At 70.6% G+C, this 22,769-nt stretch carries 20 protein-coding genes; 11 read left to right on the top strand and 9 right to left on the bottom strand.

Going from position 1 to position 22,769, the window contains the following annotated elements; genetic code table 11:
* Positions 1 to 13 precede the first annotated feature (13 nt).
* From J2851_RS00200 to J2851_RS00160, 9 genes are all read right to left on the bottom strand, one after another.
* Entirely contained in the window at positions 14 to 889 is an 876-nt protein-coding gene (locus tag J2851_RS00200; RefSeq protein ID WP_209762133.1) for a DotU family type IV/VI secretion system protein, read from the bottom strand.
* A 16-nt stretch (positions 890 to 905) separates the two neighbouring features.
* A complete protein-coding gene (gene tssK, locus J2851_RS00195; protein ID WP_209762131.1) occupies positions 906 to 2,249 on the bottom strand; it encodes a type VI secretion system baseplate subunit TssK in 1,344 nt (447 codons plus the stop codon).
* Positions 2,250 to 2,279: 30 nt separating this feature from the next.
* Positions 2,280 to 2,729, bottom strand: coding sequence for a hypothetical protein (locus J2851_RS00190; RefSeq protein WP_209762129.1), 450 nt, complete (start codon positions 2,727 to 2,729; stop codon positions 2,280 to 2,282).
* The gene (locus J2851_RS00185; protein ID WP_209762127.1) at positions 2,726 to 3,478 is read right to left on the bottom strand and encodes an SPOR domain-containing protein; all 753 of its coding nucleotides are present in this window, start codon (positions 3,476 to 3,478) and stop codon (positions 2,726 to 2,728) included. Before J2851_RS00185 ends, J2851_RS00190 begins: the two co-directional genes overlap by 4 nt.
* A 402-nt stretch (positions 3,479 to 3,880) precedes the next feature.
* Positions 3,881 to 4,411 carry an SPOR domain-containing protein gene (locus tag J2851_RS00180; protein ID WP_209762125.1) on the bottom strand — a complete coding sequence of 177 codons (531 nt, stop codon included), beginning with the start codon at positions 4,409 to 4,411 and terminating at the stop codon, positions 3,881 to 3,883.
* A gap of 10 nt (positions 4,412 to 4,421) precedes the next feature.
* Positions 4,422 to 5,018, bottom strand: coding sequence for a transglycosylase SLT domain-containing protein (locus tag J2851_RS00175; RefSeq protein WP_209762123.1), 597 nt, complete (start codon positions 5,016 to 5,018; stop codon positions 4,422 to 4,424).
* A complete protein-coding gene (locus J2851_RS00170; RefSeq protein ID WP_211114177.1) occupies positions 5,015 to 7,066 on the bottom strand; it encodes a PP2C family protein-serine/threonine phosphatase in 2,052 nt (683 codons plus the stop codon). The genes J2851_RS00175 and J2851_RS00170 overlap by 4 nt, the downstream gene beginning before the upstream one ends.
* Positions 7,066 to 9,006: a hypothetical protein gene (locus tag J2851_RS35455; protein WP_211114176.1), complete on the bottom strand. Its 1,941-nt coding sequence runs from the start codon at positions 9,004 to 9,006 to the stop codon at positions 7,066 to 7,068. Before J2851_RS35455 ends, J2851_RS00170 begins: the two co-directional genes overlap by 1 nt.
* 2 nt (positions 9,007 to 9,008) lie before the next feature.
* The gene (locus J2851_RS00160) at positions 9,009 to 9,767 is read right to left on the bottom strand and encodes a hypothetical protein (protein ID WP_209762119.1); all 759 of its coding nucleotides are present in this window, start codon (positions 9,765 to 9,767) and stop codon (positions 9,009 to 9,011) included.
* A 139-nt stretch (positions 9,768 to 9,906) separates the two neighbouring features.
* Here J2851_RS00160 and J2851_RS00155 point away from each other — a divergent pair, with 139 nt between their 5' ends.
* From J2851_RS00155 to J2851_RS00105, 11 genes are all read left to right on the top strand, one after another.
* Positions 9,907 to 10,239 carry a hypothetical protein gene (locus J2851_RS00155; protein ID WP_209762117.1) on the top strand — a complete coding sequence of 111 codons (333 nt, stop codon included), beginning with the start codon at positions 9,907 to 9,909 and terminating at the stop codon, positions 10,237 to 10,239.
* Between the two features lie 198 nt (positions 10,240 to 10,437).
* Positions 10,438 to 11,001, top strand: coding sequence for a hypothetical protein (locus tag J2851_RS00150; protein WP_211114175.1), 564 nt, complete (start codon positions 10,438 to 10,440; stop codon positions 10,999 to 11,001).
* A 349-nt stretch (positions 11,002 to 11,350) separates the two neighbouring features.
* Positions 11,351 to 11,884 (top strand): type VI secretion system contractile sheath small subunit, encoded by a 534-nt coding sequence (gene tssB, locus J2851_RS00145; RefSeq protein ID WP_209762114.1) that lies wholly within the window; start codon positions 11,351 to 11,353, stop codon positions 11,882 to 11,884.
* Between the two features lie 40 nt (positions 11,885 to 11,924).
* Positions 11,925 to 13,394, top strand: coding sequence for a type VI secretion system contractile sheath large subunit (tssC, locus tag J2851_RS00140; protein ID WP_209762113.1), 1,470 nt, complete (start codon positions 11,925 to 11,927; stop codon positions 13,392 to 13,394).
* A 44-nt stretch (positions 13,395 to 13,438) separates the two neighbouring features.
* Positions 13,439 to 13,936, top strand: coding sequence for a type VI secretion system tube protein Hcp (locus J2851_RS00135; RefSeq protein WP_209762111.1), 498 nt, complete (start codon positions 13,439 to 13,441; stop codon positions 13,934 to 13,936).
* 115 nt (positions 13,937 to 14,051) lie between these two features.
* Positions 14,052 to 14,528, top strand: coding sequence for a type VI secretion system baseplate subunit TssE (gene tssE, locus J2851_RS00130; protein ID WP_209762109.1), 477 nt, complete (start codon positions 14,052 to 14,054; stop codon positions 14,526 to 14,528).
* A 1-nt stretch (position 14,529) separates the two neighbouring features.
* Positions 14,530 to 16,326, top strand: a complete 1,797-nt coding sequence (tssF, locus tag J2851_RS00125) for a type VI secretion system baseplate subunit TssF (RefSeq protein WP_209762107.1) — start codon at positions 14,530 to 14,532, stop codon at positions 16,324 to 16,326.
* Positions 16,290 to 17,342 (top strand): type VI secretion system baseplate subunit TssG, encoded by a 1,053-nt coding sequence (gene tssG / locus J2851_RS00120; RefSeq protein ID WP_209762105.1) that lies wholly within the window; start codon positions 16,290 to 16,292, stop codon positions 17,340 to 17,342. Before tssF ends, tssG begins: the two co-directional genes overlap by 37 nt.
* Complete coding sequence (gene tssH / locus J2851_RS00115; protein WP_209762103.1) at positions 17,339 to 19,933, top strand: type VI secretion system ATPase TssH; 2,595 nt, start codon at positions 17,339 to 17,341, stop codon at positions 19,931 to 19,933. The genes tssG and tssH overlap by 4 nt, the downstream gene beginning before the upstream one ends.
* Positions 19,930 to 22,029, top strand: a complete 2,100-nt coding sequence (locus J2851_RS00110; protein ID WP_209762101.1) for a type VI secretion system Vgr family protein — start codon at positions 19,930 to 19,932, stop codon at positions 22,027 to 22,029. The genes tssH and J2851_RS00110 overlap by 4 nt, the downstream gene beginning before the upstream one ends.
* 12 nt (positions 22,030 to 22,041) lie before the next feature.
* A complete protein-coding gene (locus J2851_RS00105) occupies positions 22,042 to 22,698 on the top strand; it encodes a toxin-antitoxin system YwqK family antitoxin (protein ID WP_209762099.1) in 657 nt (218 codons plus the stop codon).
* Positions 22,699 to 22,769 lie beyond the last annotated feature (71 nt).

Below are 22,769 nucleotides of genomic sequence, written 5' to 3'. Positions count from 1 at the left end.
GACCGTCCCCTCCTCAGCGCGTCACGCGGAGCGATGCCTGCAGCACCGCGTCCGCCGCGCTCGACAGCTGGGCGGTGGACATCCACCACAGCGCCTGCCCCAACACCAGCCACACCCCGGCGATCGCCCCCAGCACGACCGGCCAGCGCGGCCCCCGCGCCAGTGTGCGCGCCTTGCCGTCGGTCAGCGTGTGGGCGTAGGCGGCGGGGATCAGCGTCCGCCCGGCGGGCAGCAGGCCCGTACCAAGCTCCGACTCCCGCCCGGCGATGAACTCGAACAGGCGGGCGCTGTAGTTGCGCAGCGTGGACTCGCCGCCCGGCACCCGGTACCGCCCCTTGAAGCCCATGCCGAGCACGCAGAGATAGACCGCGGCCAACTGCACCAGCCGGCGGTCGTTGCTGGCGAGCAACGCCTCCATCCGGTCGAACACCCGCTCGCCGGCCAACCGGGTGCGGAACAGCGCCTGCTCCAGCAGGACGCCGCGCCAGATCTCCCGTCCGGTCCACTCCACGTCGTGGATGAACAGGTCGTCGGCCAGCGCCGCCATGGCGTATTGGGCCTCGCGGTGCTGGCTGATCATCAGGTCGGTGGCGGTGCGCCCGACCTGGACCGCCTGCGCCTCCAGGAAGTCCTGAAGGCGGCGGATGACGATCTCCGCGTCCGGCTCCAGCGCCAGCGACGGAACGCCGATGGCGGCCTGCCCGCCGCCGAGCGCGGGAAGCGCCAGCACGTCCTCCGTCAGGAAGGCCGGCAGGGCCTCGGCCGGCTCGGCGCCACCCTCGGGCTTGCGCGCCGGCTTGGCGCGGCCGGATTCGATCGCCGCGCGGTGCTGCTGGAGTTCCCGCGCGAAGGCGAGGAAGTGGTCGACCAGGTCTCGGCGGTGGAGCATGCGGTCAGGTCCTTCCTCAGGCGGTCACGAACAGCGTGATCTCGACGGGGCGGAAGCGGCTGCCCAGCGAGTCCGGGTTCCAGATCTCCAGCCGCTCGCCGGGCACGATGTAGCGGGGGTCGACCTTCACCTCGAAGGGCACCACCCCGCACGGGGCGGCCACCCCGCCCTCCCCGCTGTCGTCCAGCGCGATGCGGTCGGCGCCCTTCACGCGCAGGCCGGACAGCGCCTCCAGCTTCGACCGCGAGGCGACGATGCAGTTCTCCATCCAGGCCGCGACCTCGCTGACCGAGGCCGCGGCCGGGCCGCGCACGCCGACGACGAGCCGGCCCTTCAGCCAGGCCTCCTCCATCGGCAGCCCGAACATGCCGTCCTCGAAGGTGAAGGGGATGCGCGCCACGCCTTCCTTCACGCGGTCGATCATGCGAAGGATGAAGTCGCGCACCTCGCCGAAGCTGGCCATCGGGTCGTCGTGATCGTAGCGCGACAGCTTGGCCGGCACGGCGCCGCTGGCGAAGGCCGACAGGTGTCCGGCCAGCGTGCAGAGCGACAGGTAGACGTCGAAGGGGTGGCAGACGCCGACGCCCAGCTGCGCCTCCAGCGGCGGCAGGCCGGTGACCAGGCTGCGGATCTCCACCCGCGCCGCCTCGGCCAGCTCCGTCGTGGCGTTGCCGCTGCCGACGCCGGAGCGTTCGGCCAGGAACAGCGCCTTCTCGCGCACGCGCCGCACCACCTCCGCCCCCAGCCGCCCGAGCGACGAGTTGGCGGTGACGGCGAGCGCCGGCGGCACGAAGTCGGTCAGCACGAAGGCGTCGTTGCGGAAGGTCGCCTGCGCGATGGGCATGGACACGAACTTCTGCGGCGGTTTCTGGTTCGGGCCGGTGGTGGCGTAGAGCGCCAGCCGCGGGCGCAGGCGGGCGATCTGCACCTCCTCCCCGCCGTGCAGGTCGGGCACCGGCGCGCCTTCGACCGAGACGTAGCGCGGCGTCTCGCCCGGCCCCGGCGCGCGGTCGCCCCGCGCGGTCGGCACGATCAGGTGGATGGTGATCTGCGTCTGGCCGACCGGGTCGGCGTAGGCGGAGATGTCCACCTCCAGCGGCTCGTCGGCGCCGGCGTGATAGTCGACGACCAGCCCGTCGGGCATGACCGCCTCCAGCTCCCGCACCTGGACGAGGCCGGAGACGAGCTGCACGCGGTCGACCTGCAAGTGCGCGACACCCCAGTGGAAGGGCCGGGCAAAGCGCAGGTGGTAGGTCAGCTGCCGCTCGTGCCGCAGGGCCTGCTGCTGGAAATGCTGGGGCGCCAGCAGCATGCCGTCGTGCCACGCGATCGCGTCGGGAATGTCGCGCGCGTCGGTCATGCGGTCCTCGTCTCGGTGCACAGTGGGGCGTCAGGGAGCCAGTTCGACATCTTTGTCCCCGGCGGTGAGGGTCAGCGTTCGGGTGTCCGGCACGCGCAGGCGGTGCGGCCCGGGGGTGGCGTAGTTGGCGAAGACCAGGATCGCCCAGGCGGGCTCCTGATTCGGCAATTCGGTGTGCAGCTTCTGGCCAGGCACCAGTTCCCAGCTCGTCACGCCGACCGTCGTGGGGTGGTCGCGAAGGGTCTGCTCCCGCTGGCCGAACCAATCGGCGGCGGTCAGGGCGGCCAGCTTCTCCACCAGCGCCTTGTCGCGCACGGCCACCATGTCGATGGCGACCGGCGTGGTGTCGTTGGCGGCCGGGGCCACGGTGACCGACACCGTGTCCAGCCGTGCCGAGGGCTTGTCCGCGCAAGCCGTCGCCAGCAGGGCCAGGGACAGCGTTGCGGCGATCCGAAGGCGTGGTGAGGTGAAGGGCATCATGGCGCGGGACGTGCTCCCGGTTCGGCAAGGGTGACGACGGTTCCGGAGACGCCGGCTGAGCGCGACAGCGCGTCGAGCGCCGCGGACGCCTCGTCGGCGGCGGCGTAGCGCCCGCTGCGCACGGCGTAGGCGGCGGACGGACCGGACTCCGGCGCGTAATCGACGGTGGTGGGCACGCCACGCTGGGCCGCGGCGGCGGCGAAGGATTCCGCGTTGAAGGGGGTGGCGAAGCGCCCGAGTTCGACGGCGTAGACCCGCGGCGGCGCAGCTGGCGCCCGGCCGGTGCCGTCGCCGTAGACCGTGTCCTTCAGCGAGCCCTCCACCGAATCCTCGACCCCGTAGGCGAACTTCTCCTTGGTGTGGAAGCTCGCGCGGTCGATGCCGCGGGCCACTTGGCTGCTCATCCATTTCGGCAGGAAGCGCCGGGCCGCAGCGCCGGCGCCCTTCGCCACCGGATCGACAAACATGGCGTTGCCCTCGCGCACCACGTCGCCAACCTCATCGGCCGTCCCGACGATCGCGCGGTTCGCCTCGTAATTGTTCTTCAAGCGCTGGCGGGCCGCGGCGGCGAGGTCGCCGCCGGCGACGGATTGAGAAGGCGCGGGGGCGTCGGACGCCACGGACGGGCTGGCCCCCGCCAAACTGTAGGCGGCGAGCAGGAAACCCGAGAACACGGCGACCACGACGAGCGCGAAGAGGCTGACGGCAAGAGCCGCCACCTGCCATCGCCCGAGCGTGATCGTCATCATCGCAAAGCCCCTGAGATGCGGCTCCGCCGGCCGGGCGGAGTTCCAGCGTGATTGAAGCATCCCGGACGCGGATCGTTGCGCCTTGTCTGGTTCGTTCTGGCGCAGTCCTGCCGGGGACGCGAAGGGACAGGGTCAAAAGGTCATATTGATGGTCGCGAGAACTCGCCCTCTCCCCTCCGGGGAGAGGGAGGGGACCCACGCCGTAGGCGTGGGGAGGGTGAGGGGGCCGGCGCGCTTGTGCGCGCCGCCAAGGGGCATGCTGCCCCTTGGCAATCCCCTGGCATGGGCTGGCGCCCATGCTACCCCCTCACCCTGACCCTCTCCCCGGAGGGGAGAGGGAATGACGTCCGGCACCGTGAAAGCCTGCAACTCCGCCGGGTTAACCCGTTGGTCCGATCTGGATCATTCGCCGCCGGCCGGCTTTGCCGGCGCTGCGGGCAAGGCGGGCTCTTCGACCACGACGCCGTTAAGGCCGGCAATGCGGTCGTACTCGACCAAGCGCGCCTCGGCCTGCCAACGGTCGGCAAAGGCGCCGGCGCGCACCCGCCGCCAGGTCTGCCCGGCAGCGTCCACCGTCTCCACGATCTCCACAGGAAGCTTGCGCTCAACCAGCGCCACAGCGAACTGCTGGGCGTTCTCGGCGGAACGGAACACGCCCAGTTCGATGGCGAAACGCGCATCGCCTTTGGCGGGCGCTGCGACGGGCCGCACCGGGACGGCCGGTGGCGATGGAGGGGCGTCGGCTTTGGCCGCTTCGGCGGCCTTGCCGCCCTCAACCGGGGCGGCCGGAGCAGGCTCCTGTTTGCCGGGCACGACCTCGACGGTCTTCGCGTCCGCGGCGCCGGGCATCCCACCACCGGCCAGAAGATACCCTCCCCCGAGGGCAAGGCCGAGCAGCAGGACGGCCACCACGACGATCAGGATCTTCTTCATCACCGCCCCCTCACGACGGCTTCCCGCCGCACAGGCGCTGCATGTCGGGCGTCGGGCGCTGGTAGCCGAGCCGGACCCGCCGGTCGAGGACCTGGCAAAGGTAGGTGTCCTGCGCCGCCGGGTCGCTGGCGTGGTACCGGCGCACCGCCTCCGTCCAGGAGCCGTGGCGGTCGTACAGTTCCCGCAGGAAACGGGCGGCGTAGGTGACGTTGATGGCGGGGTCGAGGATGTCCTCGTCCGCGGCGAAGGAGCCCGCGTGCCAGCGCGTGTAGATCTGCATGCAGCCCACGGCCACGTCGGCGCGCAACGTTCCCACCTCGTCGCGCATCAGCCGCAGCGCCTCCGACCGCGTGGCGGGAAAGCGCGGCGTGCCGGAGACGTTCAGCGCCCAGGGCCAGGGCATGCCGGCGCGCCCCGATTCCACGACGCTCATGGCGTGCAGGATGCCGCGGGGAATGCCGTACATGGCCTCGCTGTTGCGAAAATGGCGGGTGCACTGGAACAGCGCCGGCCCGCCGGGCGGCTGGGCGGCCAACTGCGCCGACGCGCTTTCAAAGCCCAGCGTCAGGACGGCCAGGGCCGCCGCGATCACGCCGCGCCCGATCATGCCCGCACCCGCAGCGCGACGCAGAGCCGGTCCTGCGGCATCGGCGCGCCGCCCGCATGCTCGGCCAGCGCGGCCGAGACCGCCGCCGTGACGCTGTGCGCCGACAGGTCGTCGAGGTTGCCCAGCGTGTCCGTCATGCGCGCGCGCCCGAAGCCCACGCCGAACCGGTTGGCGCCGTCCAGCAGCCCACCGTTGCACAGCACGAGCGTGCTCGGCACCGGCAGTTCCAGCGCCGTCTCCGTCACCGCCATCCCCGCGTCGAGGCCGAGCGGCGGGTTGGCCGCGACCGGCAGGTCCACCACGTCGCCGAAGCGGCGCAGGATGAAGGGCTCCGGCATGCCCGCGGCGGCGAAGACCAGCCGCCGGGACCGCGGCGCGACGACCCCCATGGCAAGCCCGATGGCCCGCCCCGCCGCGTTGTCGGCGGCGAGCAGCCGGTTGGCGCCGGTCAGACAGGCCGCGGGACCCTGCCCCGCCTCCGCCAGCGTGCGCACCGCGGCGCGCGCCGTCACCGTCATGAAGCCGGCGGCAAGCCCGCCGCCGGACACCTGCCCCAGCAGCACAACCAGCGTCCCGTCGGCGGTCTGGAAGAAGTCGTAGAAACTGCCGTCGAACTCCGCCGCCGGGCGCATCAGCCCCGCGGCCTCCAGGTCCGGAAGGTCTGGCAGGTCGGCCGGCAGCATGGCGGCCTGCATGCGCCGGGCGATCTCGAACTGCTTCTGGAGTTCCAGCAGTTCCGTCCGGGTGTTGAGCGCAGCCTGCAGCTGCCGGACCATGCCGTCGAGTTCGGCGTGCTGGTCGCGCACGCGCTCCGCCATCACCTCGAAGGCGACGGCCAGCGCGCCGGGATCGTCGGCGCGGTCGCCGCCCGGCCGTTCCGCCGCCGCGGCCTCGATCCGCGCGAGGTCGGCCAGCAGCTCCCGCTGCCCCTGCTCCGGCAGGGTCTCGGCCAAGCGAAGCATCTGCTTGCGGATGAAGGCTTGCTGACGCAGCCAGTGGCGGGCGCGCCGCTCCTCCGCGTCGCGCAGCGCGCGGCTGCGGTCGCGGAACACCTCCACCGTGCGGGCGAGCCGCCCGGCCTCGTCGTGCCGCTCCGCCCCCAGCACCGCCACGCTGGTGTCCCCGGCGGCCAGCGCCGACAGGGCGGACATGGAGGCGTAGACCGGGTTGAAGCTGCGCCGGAAGAACCAGTCGAGCCCCAGCGTCCCGGCCGCCAGCACCGTCAGCACCACCAGGATGGTCGTGGTGTCGAGCAGGCTGTCGGCCATGGCGACCAGCGTCGTCTCCCGCGCGGTCACCAGGAAGAGCGTCGCCCCGCCCTCCGGCCCCGCGCCGGCCACCTTGGGCAGGCGCAGGCTGCGGATGTCGTAGGCGCGCTCCGCGATGGTCGCGCGCACGGGTTCGCCGCCGTCCATGCGCAGGGCCGGGCGCACGTCGTTCCAGGCCAGCGGGCCGGCGTGTCCGTACAGCTTCCCATCGGCGTCGGTGAGGTAGGCGGAGCCGCCATGCACGTCGGCCAGCGTTTCCAGGCTGTCGGTCAGCGGCCGAACCGCGACCACCACCCGGTCGGCGGGGCGCTGCGCGCCGAACGGCTGCGCCAGGAGAAGCTGGGCGGTGCCGCCGGACAGCACCAGCCCGTCGTGCACGTAGTTCTGCGTCAACACCTGCCCGATGCGCCGCTCGTCGATCAGCCGCGCCGCGTCGCCGGCCGGCGCGCCGAGCAGGGTCTGCCCGGCGCCGTTCAGCAGGGCGACGGATGTCAGCTCCAGCGCGCGCAGCCGCTCGGTCGCCGCGGCCGCGTCCCCGCGCTCCAGCGCCGTGGTCAGGCGCGGGTCGCCGACGGCCGCCTTGGCCGCCGCGGCGGTCTGGTCGAGCAGCCCTTCCCACAGGCGCTGCACCAGCCGCGCCTCCTCCTCCGCGTGGCGGGAGGACACCACCTCCGTCCGCAGCAGGGAGAAGCCGGCGGCGGTGGCCAGCATCGCAAGGACCGCGCCGACGGCGACCACCGTCATCCGCTGCCGCAGCCCGTTCATCACCAGGACTGACATCACAGCGCCTCCCCGGACGCGGGAATCGCGCGCCGGCGCGGCAGTGCGCAGCGCCACGCGGTCACCGCCAGCGGCGGCAGGACCGCGATGCCGGCCAACAGGCCGAGCGCCGACACCGCCGCGGGCAGCAGGGCACTTCCGGCCCCAATCCAGACCGCAACCGCGCCCGCCAGCAGGGTCAGCGCGGCGCGCGCGGCGACGAGGGCTCCCGGTTCGCCGGTCGCGGCCTGCCCGGCGTGCGCGATCCCCAGCGCGGCGGCGACCAGCACCGCCATCGAGGTCCCGGGCTCCACCAATCCGAAGGCCAGGACCAGCGCGGCCACCGCCGTGCCACCCAGCGCCGCCAGGGCGGCACCGGCGCCGCGCGGCGCCATGGTCGCCAGGACGGTGGCGGCCAGCCAAGCCGGCATGGCGTGCAGCCAGACAAGCTCCGCGCTGCGCCGGAGGTCCGGCGCCTCTCCGACGCTCGGCAAGCCGAGGCACAGGAGCGCCGGCACCGTCACCAGCCACAAGGCCCAGCCTTTGGGACGCGCCGTCGCCGCCGACCACCAGCGGTCCGGGGCCGCCAAGCCCCGAAGCGTGATCCGTGGCAGCGCCGATCCGCCCCGCCCCTCCAGCCGCAGCGCAACGGTCGCACCGACCAGCGTCGCCAGCGCGGCGGCGACCATCCCGATCTCCAGGACCGCCCCACCCGCGCACAGCACGGACAGGCCGGCGCCCGCGACGAAGCCGGCTGCGGCCGACACGGTCTGGCCGGCGCGCAGGGAGTCCCCGGCCGCGCGTACGGACTGGACGGACAGCACCGCCGCCAGCGCGCCGACCCCGGCCACCGCGACCAGAAGCACCGGCGTGCCCGTCGACAGCCGTGACAACCCCCAGACCAGCAAGGCCCACAGCAGGTAGGCCAGAACCGCCACCGGCGCCGCGCGGCGGCCGAGCGCGTGGGCCATGGGCACCGCCAGCGCCACACCGACGCCGGCCCCGAGCATCGCCAGCCCCAGGGGGAGGCGCTGCGCCGCGACCGCGGTCACGACGGCCAGCACGACCCCCGCCGCGAACAGGGCGACGTGGGGCAGCGGATCGCTGCCGCCGGGCGCCAGCGCGGCAAGACGGTCGGGGGCGAAGGCGCCCAGCCGCTCGACACGCGCGATCAGCGGGGTGACCTGCCCCGCCGCCTCCTTGTTGAAGCTGAGGTCGCGCACCTCCGTCAGGTAGCTGCGCACCCGCGCGAAGCGGTCGTTGACGGTGATCACGACACGATTCATTTCGGCCAGCAGGCCGCCGATCAGGCTCTGCTCGACCGGCGGTGCGATACGGTCGTAGGCGGATCGCGCGAGGTTCGATTCCAGCGCCGCGACCAGGCGCAGCGGCGCCACCACCAGGGAATGCAGCATGGCGCGCAGCAGCAGCCCGCCCATGGCGAGCGCTATGCTGATCGCCACGGCGAAGTCGATCAGAATGCGCTGAGCGTTGGCCGGCTGCGACACGGCGCTGCGGCCCAGCAGCACCTCCCCCGCCGCCGACGCGCCGTTGCGCACCGGGAAGCGCTGCACCTTCAGCCCCAGGGCGGCCCAGTCCGTCTCGGACGGGGTCAGGCGCACCGACAGCTCCGGCCGCGCGGCGTTGGACTTCTGGAACAGGGGCCGACCACTGGCGTCCACCACCAGGATCAGGTCGATTTCCGGGAACACGGCCGCGGCCTCGCCCAGGTAATCCTCCATGCCGGCCATGCGGTCGAGCGGCAGGCCGAGCGTCAACGCCTTCTCCAGGTCGTGGGCGATGCCCAGGCCGACGATCTCCGCGCGCGATGCCGCCCCCCGATCCGCCAGCCCGGCCGCCGCGATCAGCGCCGCCGCCAGCGTGGCGAGCCAGGGCACCACGACGACCATGACCAGCAGCGGCATGAAGCGCCGCATCGGGCGGCGCGCCTTCGGATCCATCCTCACGCCCTCCCGGCGCCGGCCGGCGCGTCGTCGATGCGGGCGGCCTCAACCTCCGCCGCGCGCAGGCCGGAGAGCACCGCCGCAAGCGGCTGCGCGGTGACGGCGGAGGCGTCTGCCTGCAACAGCCGGTTTTCGGCGGCATAGGCCTCCGTGCGCTTCCGGATGAAGCGGCAGGTGTCGGACAGCAGCAGGCGCGTGCCCATCACGGCCAGCCCGGCGATGGCGATCAGGAAGACCACGGTGACGCTCGCCGTCTCGCGGAGCGCGGCCAGCACCTCCACCCGCGCGTCCTGCTGCGGGGCGTGGCCCAGCACGGCCCCACTCGGTTTGCCGACCGCGTCCACCACCGGCACGCCGACCAGCACGCCGTCGCGGTCGGCCAGATCCCAGGACTCCGCCGGAATGGCGCCGTCACCGCCCAGCCAGGACGCCGGGGCCGGAGCGCCCACCGCGCTCTGGTCCGTGCCGAACAGCACCGTGCCGCGCTGGTCCACGACGTAGAGGCGCACGCCGCCCCCGCCGGTGGACACCAGCTCGATCAGCCGTTGCAGGTCGTTCTGATAGGCCAGCGGAAAGCCGATGGCCGCGCGTTCCGCCGCCGTGGCGGCGACACGGCCGGCCAGCGCCGTCACCCGCGCGGCGATTTCCGCGGTGTGCGCTTCCGCCACCGCATTGTGGAAGGCGAACAGCGTGAACACCTGCCCACCCACGGCACACAGCCACAACACCAGCGCCAGGCGCCCGAAACCGTAGAGCATCGCCAGCCTCCCGATTCCGGCTATAACGGCTTTCGCACCGGCAGGCCCCGGAAGATTGGGCCATGTTGGTTCGATCCGCTTTTGTGGCGGCCGGCCGCCTCGGGGTATCCCCGCGGACCGCAGCAGGGAAAGGGAAGCAATGAGCGCCAAGGGCCAGCCGACCAAGCCGGATGCCCGCCTGCACGCCGTCCTGTCCCGGCTGAGGAGCGACTCTCCCGGCGAACGGCTGGCGGCGCTCGCCGCGCTGGAGCGGATGCTTCCGGCGGGCACGTCCCTGCACGAGGTCATCCAGGTCGGGCTGTTCTACACCGACCGCGGCAGCGTCGCCCCGTCGCTGGTGGAGGAGGTTGACCGCCTGCGCGGCGCCCTGCTCGACGCCGAGCGGCGGGAGGACCGGCTGCGCCGCCGCACCGACGCGCTGGAGGCCGCGGCCCGCGACGTGGTGCGGGAGGCGAAGCGCCGGAAGGGCTGACCGCTTCGCTCCGCAACGGACGCAGTTGCGGGGGCGTGGCTCCGGATGTGGACCAACAATCGGTACCGCCGGACGGCCGCTTTCGCCCACGGTGCGCTGCGAAACGCCGTGCCGACCGGAGGCCCTTTGCCCACCATCACCGCGCCTTGTCAGCATGCCCTTCTGTCCGCCGTGGACTCCGCCGCGGCGGCGCGGGGCATGACCGTTCCCGCCCTCATCCGCGCCTGCCTGACGGTGATCGGGCCGGAGGCGCTGGCCCCGCTCCCCGATCCGGGCAGCCCGGAGCCGGTCGACGTGTCCCACCGCACGGTGACGCTGAAGAGCGGGCGCCAGCGCCGCGTGCGCGTCGTGCCGAAGCTGCGCGTGCGCTATGAGGCGCCGCTCGACGCCGCGACGGTGCGCAAGGCCGCCTGGGTCGCCGCCACCGTCGGCAGCACGGATGGCGCGCGCCTCATCACCGCCGGCGAGCTGAACGCCGTGGAATCGGAGATGAGCCGCTGCCGCCTGCGGCTGGAACAGCTGACCGCGGCGCTGGAGACGCTGGCCTTCCGGCCGCTGCGCCAGCCCATCCGCAAGCCCTGGCAGGCAACCTACGTGCTGGGCTTCACCCACGAATGGGGCCTGGACCCGCAGACGGTGAACAGCCGCTTCCGCACGCTGGCCCCGATCTTCCATCCCGACACCGGCCTGCTGTCCAGCGCCGAGCGGATGGGACAGCTGCTGGAGGCCCGCAACTTCCTGCTCCAGCACCTGCGGGACTGACGGCTACAGAAAGCAACTTCCAAAAGCCCTTCTCCCCTTGTGGGAGAAGGGTTGGGATGAGGGGTTGTTACCGCTCGGAGAGCGGGAAAAAAGACCTGCCGGCATGCGCCGGCACCACCCTCACCCCAACCCCTCTCCCATCGAGGGAGAGGGGCTTCCCTCATAAACCGATGCTTCGCGGGTCCAGCAATCCCTCCGCAACGCCAATCCCTCCGAAACGGAGGTGTTCCACCGCGATGTCGTCCAATTGGGGTCCATCTCGGCTGGCCTCGCGACGGGTGCCATTCGAATGATGACGAAGCTCTTCAGTCGGCGCGCGACGCGCACAACCATGTGAGGTGGTCAGATCATGAGCGAGAGCACTCAGAAGAAGTTGGAGCGCGTCCGCCCGCCGCGGGTCAAGCTCACCTACGAGGTGCACACCGGCGGCGCCATCGAGATGAAGGAACTGCCGTTCCTGGTCGGCGTGCTCGCCGACCTCAGTGGCAAGCCGGAGAAGCCCCTTCCCAAGCTGAAGGAGCGCAAGTTCGTCGAGATCGACCGCGACAACTTCAACGACGTGATGGCCGCCACGGCCCCGCGCCTCGCCTTCCAGGTCGACAACAAGCTGCAGGAAGACGGCGGCAAGCTGAACATCCTGCTGAACATGCAGCACATCGACGACTTCCAGCCGGTGGAAGTGCTGAAGCAGGTGCCGACGCTGTCGCGCCTGTTCGAGGCCCGGCAGAAGCTATCCGACCTCCTCACCAAGCTCGACGGCAACGACGAGCTGAACGGCCTGCTCAACGACGTCATTTCCAACACCGAGCAGCAGGACGAGCTGAAGAAGCTCCTCGGTCCTGTGGACGGCGCCGCGGGCGAGCCCGCCGGCGAGCCGGCCTGATCCCCCGCCCCCCACTGAACCGCATTCACGGAGCGAACAGGTGAGCACGGAAACGTCCGTTGAGAGCGCCGCCAATCTGTCCCTGCTCGACCGCATGATGGTCGAAGGCAAGATGGCGCGCGACGAGGGCCAGCGTCCCTATGCCCGCGACCTTCTGACCGAATTCGTCGACCAGGTGCTCGCCGAGACCGGCGACGCGTCGGCCATCGACGTGGTCGAGGCGATCAACCAGCGCATCGCGCAGATCGACGAGCTGATCAGCGTCCAGCTGAACGAGATCATGCACCACGAGGATTTCCAGAAGCTGGAAGCCTCCTGGCGCGGCCTGCACTACCTCGTGTCCAACACGGAGACCTCGACGACGCTGAAGCTGCGCGTCCTGAACGTCTCCCGCAAGGACCTGCAGAAGGACCTGGACAGCGCCGTCGAGTTCGACCAGAGCGCGCTGTTCAAGATGGTCTACGAGGCCGAATACGGCACCCTGGGCGGCACGCCCTACAGCTGCCTGATCGGTGACTACGAGTTCGGCCGCCACCCGCAGGACATCTCCCTGCTGGAGAAGGTCTCCAACGTCGCCGCCGCCGCGCACGCGCCGTTCATCGCCGCGGCTGCCCCGGCGCTGTTCGACATGGCGAACTTCGCCGAGTTGGGCGCCCCGCGCGACCTCGCGAAGATCTTCGAGACCGCCGACATGGTGAAGTGGCGCTCCTTCCGGGCGTCGGAGGACTCGCGCTTCGTGGCGCTGGCCATGCCGCACGTCCTGATGCGCCTGCCCTATGGGCCGAACACCGTGCCGGTCGAGGGCGTCAACTTCGTCGAGGACACCGACGGGCGCGACCATTCCAAGTACCTGTGGGGCAACGCCGCCTGGGCGCTGGGTGCGCGCATCACCGACGCCTTCGCCAAGTACGGCTGGACCGCGGCGATCCGCGGCGTCGAGGGCGGCGGCAAGGTCGAGGGCCTGCCGAGCCACACCTTCAAGACCGACGAAGGCGACATCGCGCTGAAGTGCCCGACCGAGATCGCCATCACCGACCGCCGCGAGAAGGAGCTGAACGACCTCGGCTTCATCTCGCTGGTGCACTGCAAGAACACCGACTACGCGGCCTTCTTCGGCGGCCAGACGGCCAACAAGCCGAAGGTCTACAACACCAACGAGGCCAACGCGAACGCCCGCATCTCGGCGATGCTGCCGTACATGCTCGTCTCGTCGCGCTTCGCCCATTACCTGAAGGTGATGCTGCGCGACAAGATCGGCTCGTTCCAGACGCGCGGCACGATCGACAACTACCTGAACACCTGGATCTCCAACTACGTCCTCCTGGACGACGATGCCGGCCAGGCGATGAAGGCCCGCTTCCCGCTGCGCGAAGCCCGCATCGACGTCTACGACGTCCCGGGCCGGCCGGGCGTGTTCCGCGCCAACGTCTTCCTGCGCCCGCATTTCCAGCTGGAAGAGCTGTCGGCGTCGATCCGCATGGTCGCCGAACTGCCGGCGCCCGAAGCCTGATCCCAACACTGACCCCAGCATCCATTCGTCCGGAGTGACAGCCCATGTCCATGGTTATTCTTGAAATTCCCAAGATCGAAGGCGAATGCCAGGTCGAGAATTACCAGAAGATGATCCTGTGCGAGTCCCTGTCGCACGACATGAACGTGGAAATGGAGGTGAGCACCAACGCCCGCCGCACCGTCCACACGCCGAAGGTCGAGAACATCGCCCTGGAGCGCAAGTGGGACCTCGCCTCGCCCAAGCTGATCAGCCGCCTCCTGCGCGCCCAGAGCGATGAGGTCTGGAAGATCCACTGCCTGAAGCCGCTGAGCGACGACAACTTCCAGTGGGTCGAGTTCCTCACCCTGGAGCTGACGAGCCCGATGCTTGCCAAGCATTCGCTGAGCGTCAGCGAAGGCGACACGACCGAGTCGATCGAAATCAACGCGACGGAGATCAACTGGGTCTACAAGCTCCAGGACGAGAAGAACAAGAAGACCGGCGGTTCGATGGGCGTGTCCTTCAACCTGCTGACCGGCCGCGTGAAGGAAAGCGCCTGACCAACCTGACATCCCCTCTCCCCTCTGGGGAGAGGGTTAGGGTGAGGGGGTTGCACGTGGGCCGAACGTTCCAACAAGCACCTCCTCCTTCCTTCCAACCATCCGGGATTCGGTCGTGAGCCAACCCAGGACGATGACCGGCGGGCGCAGCCTGCTCTTCGAACGTCTGATCGACTTCGAGCCGGACCAGCCGAGCGCCGACGAGCCGTCCATGACCACGCTGTCGATGGCCGACCTGAAGGCCTCGATTCAGCGCGAGATCGTCCGGCTGCTCGACAGCCGCAGCGCCGGCGAACGCCGTCCGGACCTCGGCGGCACCGTGCTGGACTACGGCATCGGCGACATCGCGCATCTGGACGCGGCCTCCTTCACCGACCAGCGCCGGGTGGAGCAGATGGTGCGCCAGGCCATCATCGATTTCGAACCGCGGCTGAAGCGCCCGCGGGTGTCCGTGTCCCCCGGCACCGGGCGCGGCACGCTGGTGACCAGCATCTCCGGCGACGTGGTCGCGGGCAGCGTCACCGAACAGCTGGTGTTCGATGTCGGCCTGGGCGCCACGCGCACGCCGTCCGACACCCAGCAGGCAAGCTGAGATGCGGCGCGAGGATCTCCTCGACCATTACGAACGCGAGCTTCTGTACGTCCGCCGCGCCGGCGAGGCCTTCGCGCGCAGCTACCCCAAGATCGCCCGGCGCCTGGCGCTCGGCCCCGACCAGGCCGCCGACCCGAACGTCGAGCGGCTGATCGAATCCTTCGCCTTCCTGTCCGGGCGCCTGCAACTGAACCTGGAGCGCGAGTTCCCGCGCTTTTCCGAGGCGTTGCTGGGCATCCTGCACCCGCAGCTGGTGGCGCCGATCCCCGCCATGGGCATCGCCCGCATGGATCCCGCCCCGGGGGAGGGCCGGCTGACCGGCGGCTTCACCGTGCCGCGCGGCACGGCGCTGCACGCGATTGCGGAGGGCAACACGCGCTGCCGCTTCCGCACCGCCTACGACGTGACGCTTTGGCCGCTGGCGCTGACCGACGCCGCGGTGGAGCCGACCGACCGTTACGACTTCATCGACGGGTCCAAGGCGGCCTCCGTCCTGCGGCTGCGCCTGGAGACGCGCAACGAGTCCTTCGAGAACCTGCCCATCGAGAAGCTGCGGCTGTTCATCGACGGCGAGACGATCCTGACGTCGGCCCTGCACGAGCTGTTCCTGTGCGGCGTGGTGGAGTTGGCCTTCCTGGTGCCCGGCAAGCCGCCGATCCGGCTGCGCGGCGAGGATCTCATCGCCCCCGTCGGCTTCGGCCCCGACGAGACGGTTCTGCCGCACCCCAAGCACGCCCAGCCGGCCTATGGCCTGCTGCAGGAATATTTCGAGTTCCCGCAGAAGTTCGACTTCTACGACCTGACCATGCCCAAGGGGAGGCTGTCGGGTGAGGTCGTGGACGTGCTGATCGTGGTGTCGCGCCCGCTGCCGAACCGGCTGACGCTGCGCAAGGAAACCTTCGCTCTCGGCTGCACGCCCATCGTCAACCTGTTCACCCGCACCGCGGAGCCGATCCGGCTGAACCACCGGCGCACCGCCTACCGCGTCGTTGCCGATGCGATGCGGGAGCGGACCACCGAAATCCATTCCGTTCTGGAGGTCCGCGGCCTGCGCGACGAGGACGGGATGCACCACCGCTACGTCCCGCTCTTCTCCCACCAGCACGCCTCCGCGGAGGTGGAGCCGCGCGGCTTCTGGCTGGCGGCGCGCGAGCCGACCCAGCGGGAGGATGTGCCGGGCACCGACGTCTATCTCAGCCTGCACCACCTCGACCTCAACCCGACCGACCCGGCCGACGAGACGCTGCTGGTGCGCACGCTCTGCACCAACCGCGCGCTGGCGGAGCAGGTGCCGGCTGGTGCCGTGCTGATGATCGAGGAAGCGGCCCCCATCGCCACCATCAAGTGCCTGCACAAGCCGACGTCGGGACGGCCCGCGCCGGCCGGCGGGTCGTCGGCCTGGAAGCTGATTTCCCACCTGTCCGTCAATCATCTCAGCCTGACGGACGACGCGGAGGGGCTGCGCGCGCTGCAATCCATCCTGATGCTGCACGCGCCGGAGGACCCCAGCGCCCAGCACCAGCTGCGCGGCATCCAGGGCATATCCTCCCGCCCGGTCCTGCACCGCATCGGCCAGGACGCTTGGCGCGGCTTCGTGCGCGGGCTGGAGGTGACGGTGGACCTGGACGAGCGGCACTTTGTCGGGTCCTCCCCGCTGGTCTTTGGCGGCGTGCTCAGCCGCTTCCTTGGCCTCTACATCAACGTCAACGCGTTCGCCCAACTGCGGCTGCGCTCCGTGCAGCGGGAAGGAGTCTGGAAGGCATGGTCGCGCCTCGCCGGCAGTCAACCAGTGCTCTGATCGACCGTTTGGAGGCGGAGCCCTGGGGCTTCGACCTCCTCCAGGCCATCGCGCTGCTGGAACGCGCCTCCCCCGACCGCGCGGCGCTCGGCACCGGCATCGACCCGGAGCAGGAGGCGGTGCGGATCGAGCATGACCCCAGCCTCGCCTTCCCGCCCAGCGACGTGGTCGAGGCCAGGCGCCGGCCGGAGGGCGGCGGGGTGGTGCGCACACCCGTGATGGGCGTGGCGGGCTTCGCCGGTCCCCTGCCCTACGTCGCGACGGAGCTGCTGCTGGAGCGCAGCGCCAAGCGCGACACGGCGGGCAAGGCCTTCTACGACATCTTCAACCACCGCCTGATGTCGATCTTCTACCGGACCCGCCAGGGCAGCCTGCCGCTGCTGGAGCGCGACCCGGAGCAGACGCTGATGGCCCGGGTGCTGCGCGCGCTGGCTGGGATCGGCACACCGGGGCTTGAGAACCGCCTGCCCGGAACGCCCGACCGGATGCTGCTGGCCTTTTCCGGCATCCTCGCCAACCGGCGCCGCTCCTCCGCGGGGCTGGAGGCGATCCTCGGCGCGGTGTTCGGCGTGCGGGTGACGGTGCGCAGCTTCGTCGGCCGCTGGCTGCCGCTGGGCGAGGACAGCCAGACCCGCCTGGGTGCGCAGAACAACAGCCTCGGCCGGACGGTCGTGCTGGGCCGCCGCGTCTGGGACCAGCAGAGCTGCTTCGCCATCGAGCTGACGCTGGACAGCCTGGAGCGCTACCGCGAGTTCCTGCCGACCGGACGCCATCACCAGACGCTGTGCGCGCTCGCCCGCTTCCACGCCGGCGACGGCATGGACTTCCGCATCGTGCTGACTCTGGAAGCGCCCAAGGTGCCGCCGACACGCCTGTCCACCAAGCCGCGGGAGGGCAGCCTGCTCGGCTGGACCTCCTGGCTGCGCGCGCCCGGCCGTCCGAGCCAAAGCGACGGCCGCCTGACCCTCGACCCCGCACCGCCCACCACCAGTCAATCGCAGGGAGCCTTCCCGTGACCGCCGACATCAAGTCCCTGATCGGAAAGCTCGACCGCGACGGCCGCAAGGTGCTGGAGCGTTCCGCCGCGCTGTGCGTCTCGCAGACCCACTACGACGTGGAGGTGGAGCATGTCCTGCTGGCGCTGCTGCGCCTGAAGGACGGCACGGTGGCCGGCATCCTGCGCCACTACGACGTGGACGCCGGCCGGCTGGAGACGGAGCTGAACGCCGCGCTGGAGAAGATCCGCCGCGGCAACAGCCGTACCCCGGCCTTCTCCCCCCGCGTGCCGGAGCTGCTGGAAACGGCGCTGCTGATCTCCGTCACCCACCTGGACAGCCCGCAGATCCTGCTGCCGGCGATTCTCTGGGCGGCGGTGGCCTGCGATTCCGTGCGCGCCGTGGTGACGGAATCAGCACCGTCGCTGCTCGCCTTGCCGCGCGAGCGCACCGCCTCCGACCTGCCGGAGCTGGTCCGCGCCCTCAAGGACAGCGCCCCCGCCGCCAAGGCGACGCCCGAGGCCGCGCCCGCGTCGTCCGCATCGGAAGGACGGGCCATGCTGGACCAGTACAGCACGGACCTGACCGCCCAAGCCAAGGCCGGGAAGATCGACCCGGTGATCGGCCGCGACCGCGAGATCCGGCAGGTCATCGACGTGATGATGCGCCGCCGCCAGAACAACCCGATCCTGGTCGGCGACCCTGGCGTCGGCAAGACCGCCATCGTGGAGGGGCTGGCGCTGCGCATCGCCGAGGGCGACGTGCCGCCGCCGCTGCAAGGGGTGGTCATCCGAACGCTCGACCTCGGCCTGCTCCAGGCCGGCGCCGGGGTGAAGGGCGAGTTCGAAAACCGGCTGAAGTCGATCATCAAGGAGGTCTCCGCCTCCCCCGTGCCGACCGTCGTCTTCATCGACGAGGCGCACGCGCTGATCGGCGCCGGCGGCGCGGCCGGCCAGGGCGACGCAGCCAACCTGCTGAAACCCGCGCTGGCGCGCGGCGAGTTCCGCACCATCGCCGCCACCACCTGGGCCGAGTACAAGAAGTATTTCGAGAAGGACCCCGCCCTCGCCCGCCGCTTCCAGCCCGTCTCGGTGCCGGAGCCCGACGAGACGGCCGCCGCCGCCATGCTGCGTGGCCTCGTCCGCCGCTTCGAGGAGCATCACGGGGTGCGCGTGCTGGACGACGGCATCGCCGCCGCGGTGAAGCTGTCGGCCCGCTACATCCCCGCGCGCCAGCTGCCCGACAAGGCGATCAGCGTGCTCGACACCGCCTGCGCCCGTGTCGCCATCGCCCGCAGCTCCAAGCCGGAGGCCATCGAGGCGCTGGAGCGCGAGGACACCGTGCTCGCCCGCGAGGCCGAACGGCTGGAGGCGGAAACCGGCAACAGCCACGCCGTGCGCCTGTCGCAGATTTCCGAATGCCGCGGCGCCATCGCCGTGGAGAAGACCGCGCTCGACGAGCGCTGGCGGCGGGAACGCGACCTCGTGGAAGCTGTGGACGCCGCGCTGAAGGCCGGCCACCAGTTTGAGGCCGCCGCCGCGACCGAGAAGCTGAAGGCCATCCAGGGCGACGGCGCGCTGGTCCCGCACCGGGTGGACGGCGCCGTGGTCGCCGCCGTGGTGTCGAACTGGACCGGCATTCCCGTCGGCTCCATGTCCAAGGACGACCTGGAGGTGGTCGCCAACCTGGAGGACCGCATGGCCGCGCGCGTCGTCGGCCAGCCGCAGGCGCTCCAGGCCATCGCCCGCTCGGTGCGCGGCTACCGCGCTGGTTTGGGCGAGCCCAACCGCCCCATCGGCATCTTCCTGCTGAGCGGCCCGAGCGGCGTCGGCAAGACGGAGACCGCGCTCGCCCTGGCCGAGCTGCTGAACGGCGGGGAGGACAGCCTGATCACCATCAACATGTCCGAATACCAGGAGGCGCACGCGGTCGCGACCCTGCGCGGCGCCCCGCCGGGCTATGTCGGCTACGGCAGCGGCGGCGTGCTGACCGAAGCGGTGCGGCGGCGCCCGCACTCCGTGATCCTGATGGACGAGGTGGAGAAGGCCCACCCCGACGTGCTGGACATGTTCTACCAGGTCTTCGACAAAGGCGTTCTGGAGGACGGCGAGGGCGTGGAGGTGGACTTCCGCAACACGCTGATCCTTCTCACCAGCAACCTCGGCGACACGGAACTGTTCGAGCTTGGCCGCGACACGCTCGACGCCGGCCATATCCGCGAGGCTTGCGAGGAAGGGCTGGCGGCCATTTCCGACGTGCTGCGCCGCCGCTTCCGCCCGGCCTTCCTCGGCCGCCTGACGGTCGTGCCCTACTACCCCCTCAGCGAGGCGCAGATCCGCCGCATTGTCACCATGAAGCTCGGCAAGCTGCAACGGCGCACCGCCGGCAACCGCGGCGCCGAGCTGGCGGTGACCGACGCCGCCGTGGAGGCTTTGGTGCAGCGGGCGCTGAACTCCGACGCCGGGGCGCGCATGATCGACACGCTGCTGTCGGAATTCGTGGTGCCGGAAGTGGCGATCCGCATCCTGGACCGGGTCGCCGCCGGTGAGCCCGTCGGGTGTATCACCGTGGACCACGACGTCAGCGGCCGCTTCGCCGTGACCGTCGCATGACCAACCGCTTCACCCAGGACAAGCAGTACCTGTCGATCTCCACCCCGCTCGGGCCGGACGCGCTGGCGCTGCGCACCATCGTGGGGGAGGAGCGGCTGTCGTCGCTGTTCACCTACCGCGTCACGATGATCTCCTCGGACGAGGACGTCGCCTTCGACACGCTGGTCGGCAAGCCGGTGACCGTCACCATCACGCTCGGCGACCGGGAGACCAAGCGCCACATCAACGCCGTCGTCGGCCGCATCGAGCTGACCCACGTGGACGACCGCAGCCTCGTCGCCCATTACGAGGCGGAGCTGCACCCCTGGCTGTGGATGCTGACCCATTCCGGCGACTGCCGCATCTTTCAGGAAAAGACGGTTCCGGAGATCGTGGAGGAGGTCTGCAAGGGTGCCGGCTTCACCGATCTGAAGACTTCCCTGACCGGCAGCTACGCCGCCCGCGAATACTGCGTGCAGTACCGGGAGACCGACTACAACTTCATCGCCCGGCTGCTGGAAGAGGAAGGCATCTTCTATTACTTCACGCACGAGGACGGGAAGCACACGCTGGTGCTGGGCGACAGCGCCAGCGCCTTCGCCAAGAGCAGCCTGCTCGACACGCTGGAATACCGCGCCGGCGACACGCACGAGGACGACGACACCATCCTGACCGGCCTGAGCGTGGAGCGGCGCGTCACGCCCAAGAGCTTCGGCATCGACGGCTACAACTTCGAGACGCCCTCCACCGACCTCTACGCCACGGCCGACGGCGCCTCCGGGAAGGGCACGATCAGCGACGGCATGCTGGGCTACAAAACCTCCGCCGAAGGCGAGGCGCTGGCCAAGCTGCGCCAGCAGGCCTTGGCCTTCCCCGGCGCGCGGGTGCGCGGCGGCGGGGTCTGCCGCTCGCTGGAGGCCGGCACGCGCATCACCGTCTCCGGCCACCGCAAGAGCGACCTGAACGCCGAATATGTCCTGCTTTCGGTGCGCATCGACGGGTCGAGCGGGCATTTCAACGCCCACTTCACCGGCTTTGCCCCCGACCTGCCCTTCCGACCCCTGAACACCGCGACCAAGCCGCGCATCCACTCCACCCAGACCGCCATCGTCGTCGGCAAGAGCGGCGAGGAGATCTGGGTCGACAAGTACGGCCGCATCAAGGTGCAGTTCCACTGGGACCGGCTGGGCAAGAAGGACGAGAAAAGTTCCTGCTGGGTGCGCGTCGCCCAGAACTGGGCCGGCAAGAATTATGGCATCATGTTCCTGCCCCGCGTCGGGCAGGAGGTGGTGGTCACCTTCATCGACGGCGACCCCGACCGGCCGCTGGTCACCGGCTCCGTCTACAACGCGGAGCAGACGGTGCCCTACGCCCTGCCCGACAACTCGACGCGCAGCACCATCAAGACCCAGACCTCCAAGAACGGCACCGGCAAGTTCAACGAGATCCGCTTCGAGGACAAGGCGGACAACGAGGAGATCTACGTCCACGCCCAGAAGGACATGAACGTCGAGGTGCTGAACGACGTCACCCGCAAGATCAAGCACGACGAGACGGAAACGGTCGAGAACGACAGCACCATCACGGTGAACCACGACCGCAAGCTGACCGTGAAGAACGACCACGCCATCACGGTGTCGGAGGGCAACGAGACCCACGCCGTCTCCAAGGGCACGCGGGCCGTGTCGGTCAAGGGCGACGAGACGCACACCAACAACGCCAACTTCGAGCACACCGCCGACGGCAACTACAAGCTGACGGTCAAGGGCAACCTGACCATCGACGTCACCGGCGACATCGTCATCAAGGGCAAGTCGGTCAAGATCTCCTCCACCTCCGCCGACATCGGCATCAAGGCGTCGACCGCCATGGACGTGCAGTCCGGCGCGGCGATGACGTTGAAGGCCGGGTCCGACGCGACGCTGAAGGCCGGTTCGGCGCTGACCGTGCAATCCGGCATGGGCACTGCCATCAAGGCCGGCATGGGCCTGGACCTGAAGGCGACCATGGGCCTGACCGCCGAAGGCCTGACCGCCACCGTGAAGGGCCAGACCACGGGCGAGGTCAGCGCCAGCGCCATGCTGACGCTGAAGGGCGGCTTGGTAAAAGTGAATTGAGGGTGAACTAGGATGGCCGACGCGGACACCGCCCCCGTCGAGGAGCGCGACGAGGCCGGCCGCCTGCTGCGCTCCGGCGAGCTGCGCGACGGCCGGTTCTCCGGCGTCTTCACCGCCTACGGTCCGGCGGGCCTGCCGCTCCTGCGCGCGCGGATGCGCGCCGACCTCATGCATGGGGAGGTGCGCCACTACGACGACAAGGGCGCGCTGGTGCAGGTGGCGGAGTTCGCCGACGGGGTCCAGCACGGTGTCGCGACCTTCTACGCCAACGCGCGGCCAAGCTGCCGCATGACCTACCGCGTCGGCCTGCTCGACGGCCCCTCCGCCTTCTTCAACGACAACGGGACCGTCGCCGCCGTCTTCCAATACAAGGCCGGCAAGCGTGAGGGGGAGGCACAATTCTACAGCCCGCAAGGCCGCCTGGTCCGCCGCGAGACCTACGCCGCCGACCAGCTGAACGGCCCCGTGCAGGGCTTCTTCGAAGACGGCGCGGTCAGCGAGCGGTCCGCCTTCCTCGATGGGCTGCAAGAGGGAGAGCTGTGCCGCTACTTTCCGTCCGGCGCGCTGATGCAGCGCGGTGTCTACCGGAAGGGCCTGCTGGTGGAACCGCTGCGCACCTATTCCGAAGGCGGCAAGGAAATCGGCGTGGTCCTGCCGCCAAAGGCGTGAGCCCAAACCCCCTCGCCCGCCACCGGCGGGAGAGGGAGGGGCCCACCGCAGAGCGGTGGGAGGGTGAGGGC

Origin of the sequence: Azospirillum rugosum, from assembly GCF_017876155.1 — a bacterium.
Classification (GTDB): Bacteria; Pseudomonadota; Alphaproteobacteria; order Azospirillales; family Azospirillaceae; genus Azospirillum; species Azospirillum rugosum.
Note: the sequence above shows the minus strand (reverse complement) of the source record. Positions and strands in the feature narration are given on the sequence as shown.

Bases quoted from the DNA above. Each gene is read 5' to 3' on its own strand.
- J2851_RS00175 (WP_209762123.1), bottom strand. From the start codon at position 5,018: ATGATCGGGCGCGGCGTGATCGCGGCGGCCCTGGCCGTCCTGACGCTG.
- J2851_RS00160 (WP_209762119.1), bottom strand. From the start codon at position 9,767: ATGCTCTACGGTTTCGGGCGCCTGGCGCTGGTGTTGTGGCTGTGTGCC.
- J2851_RS00110 (WP_209762101.1), top strand. From the start codon at position 19,930: ATGACCAACCGCTTCACCCAGGACAAGCAGTACCTGTCGATCTCCACC.
- J2851_RS00180 (WP_209762125.1), bottom strand. From the start codon at position 4,411: ATGAAGAAGATCCTGATCGTCGTGGTGGCCGTCCTGCTGCTCGGCCTT.
- J2851_RS00155 (WP_209762117.1), top strand. From the start codon at position 9,907: ATGAGCGCCAAGGGCCAGCCGACCAAGCCGGATGCCCGCCTGCACGCC.
- J2851_RS35455 (WP_211114176.1), bottom strand. From the start codon at position 9,006: ATGGATCCGAAGGCGCGCCGCCCGATGCGGCGCTTCATGCCGCTGCTG.
- J2851_RS00150 (WP_211114175.1), top strand. From the start codon at position 10,438: ATGACCGTTCCCGCCCTCATCCGCGCCTGCCTGACGGTGATCGGGCCG.
- tssK (WP_209762131.1), bottom strand. From the start codon at position 2,249: ATGACCGACGCGCGCGACATTCCCGACGCGATCGCGTGGCACGACGGC.
- tssB (WP_209762114.1), top strand. From the start codon at position 11,351: ATGAGCGAGAGCACTCAGAAGAAGTTGGAGCGCGTCCGCCCGCCGCGG.
- tssF (WP_209762107.1), top strand. From the start codon at position 14,530: ATGCGGCGCGAGGATCTCCTCGACCATTACGAACGCGAGCTTCTGTAC.
- J2851_RS00135 (WP_209762111.1), top strand. From the start codon at position 13,439: ATGTCCATGGTTATTCTTGAAATTCCCAAGATCGAAGGCGAATGCCAG.
- J2851_RS00200 (WP_209762133.1), bottom strand. From the start codon at position 889: ATGCTCCACCGCCGAGACCTGGTCGACCACTTCCTCGCCTTCGCGCGG.
- J2851_RS00105 (WP_209762099.1), top strand. From the start codon at position 22,042: ATGGCCGACGCGGACACCGCCCCCGTCGAGGAGCGCGACGAGGCCGGC.
- J2851_RS00190 (WP_209762129.1), bottom strand. From the start codon at position 2,729: ATGATGCCCTTCACCTCACCACGCCTTCGGATCGCCGCAACGCTGTCC.
- J2851_RS00185 (WP_209762127.1), bottom strand. From the start codon at position 3,478: ATGATGACGATCACGCTCGGGCGATGGCAGGTGGCGGCTCTTGCCGTC.
- tssG (WP_209762105.1), top strand. From the start codon at position 16,290: ATGGTCGCGCCTCGCCGGCAGTCAACCAGTGCTCTGATCGACCGTTTG.
- J2851_RS00170 (WP_211114177.1), bottom strand. From the start codon at position 7,066: ATGTCAGTCCTGGTGATGAACGGGCTGCGGCAGCGGATGACGGTGGTC.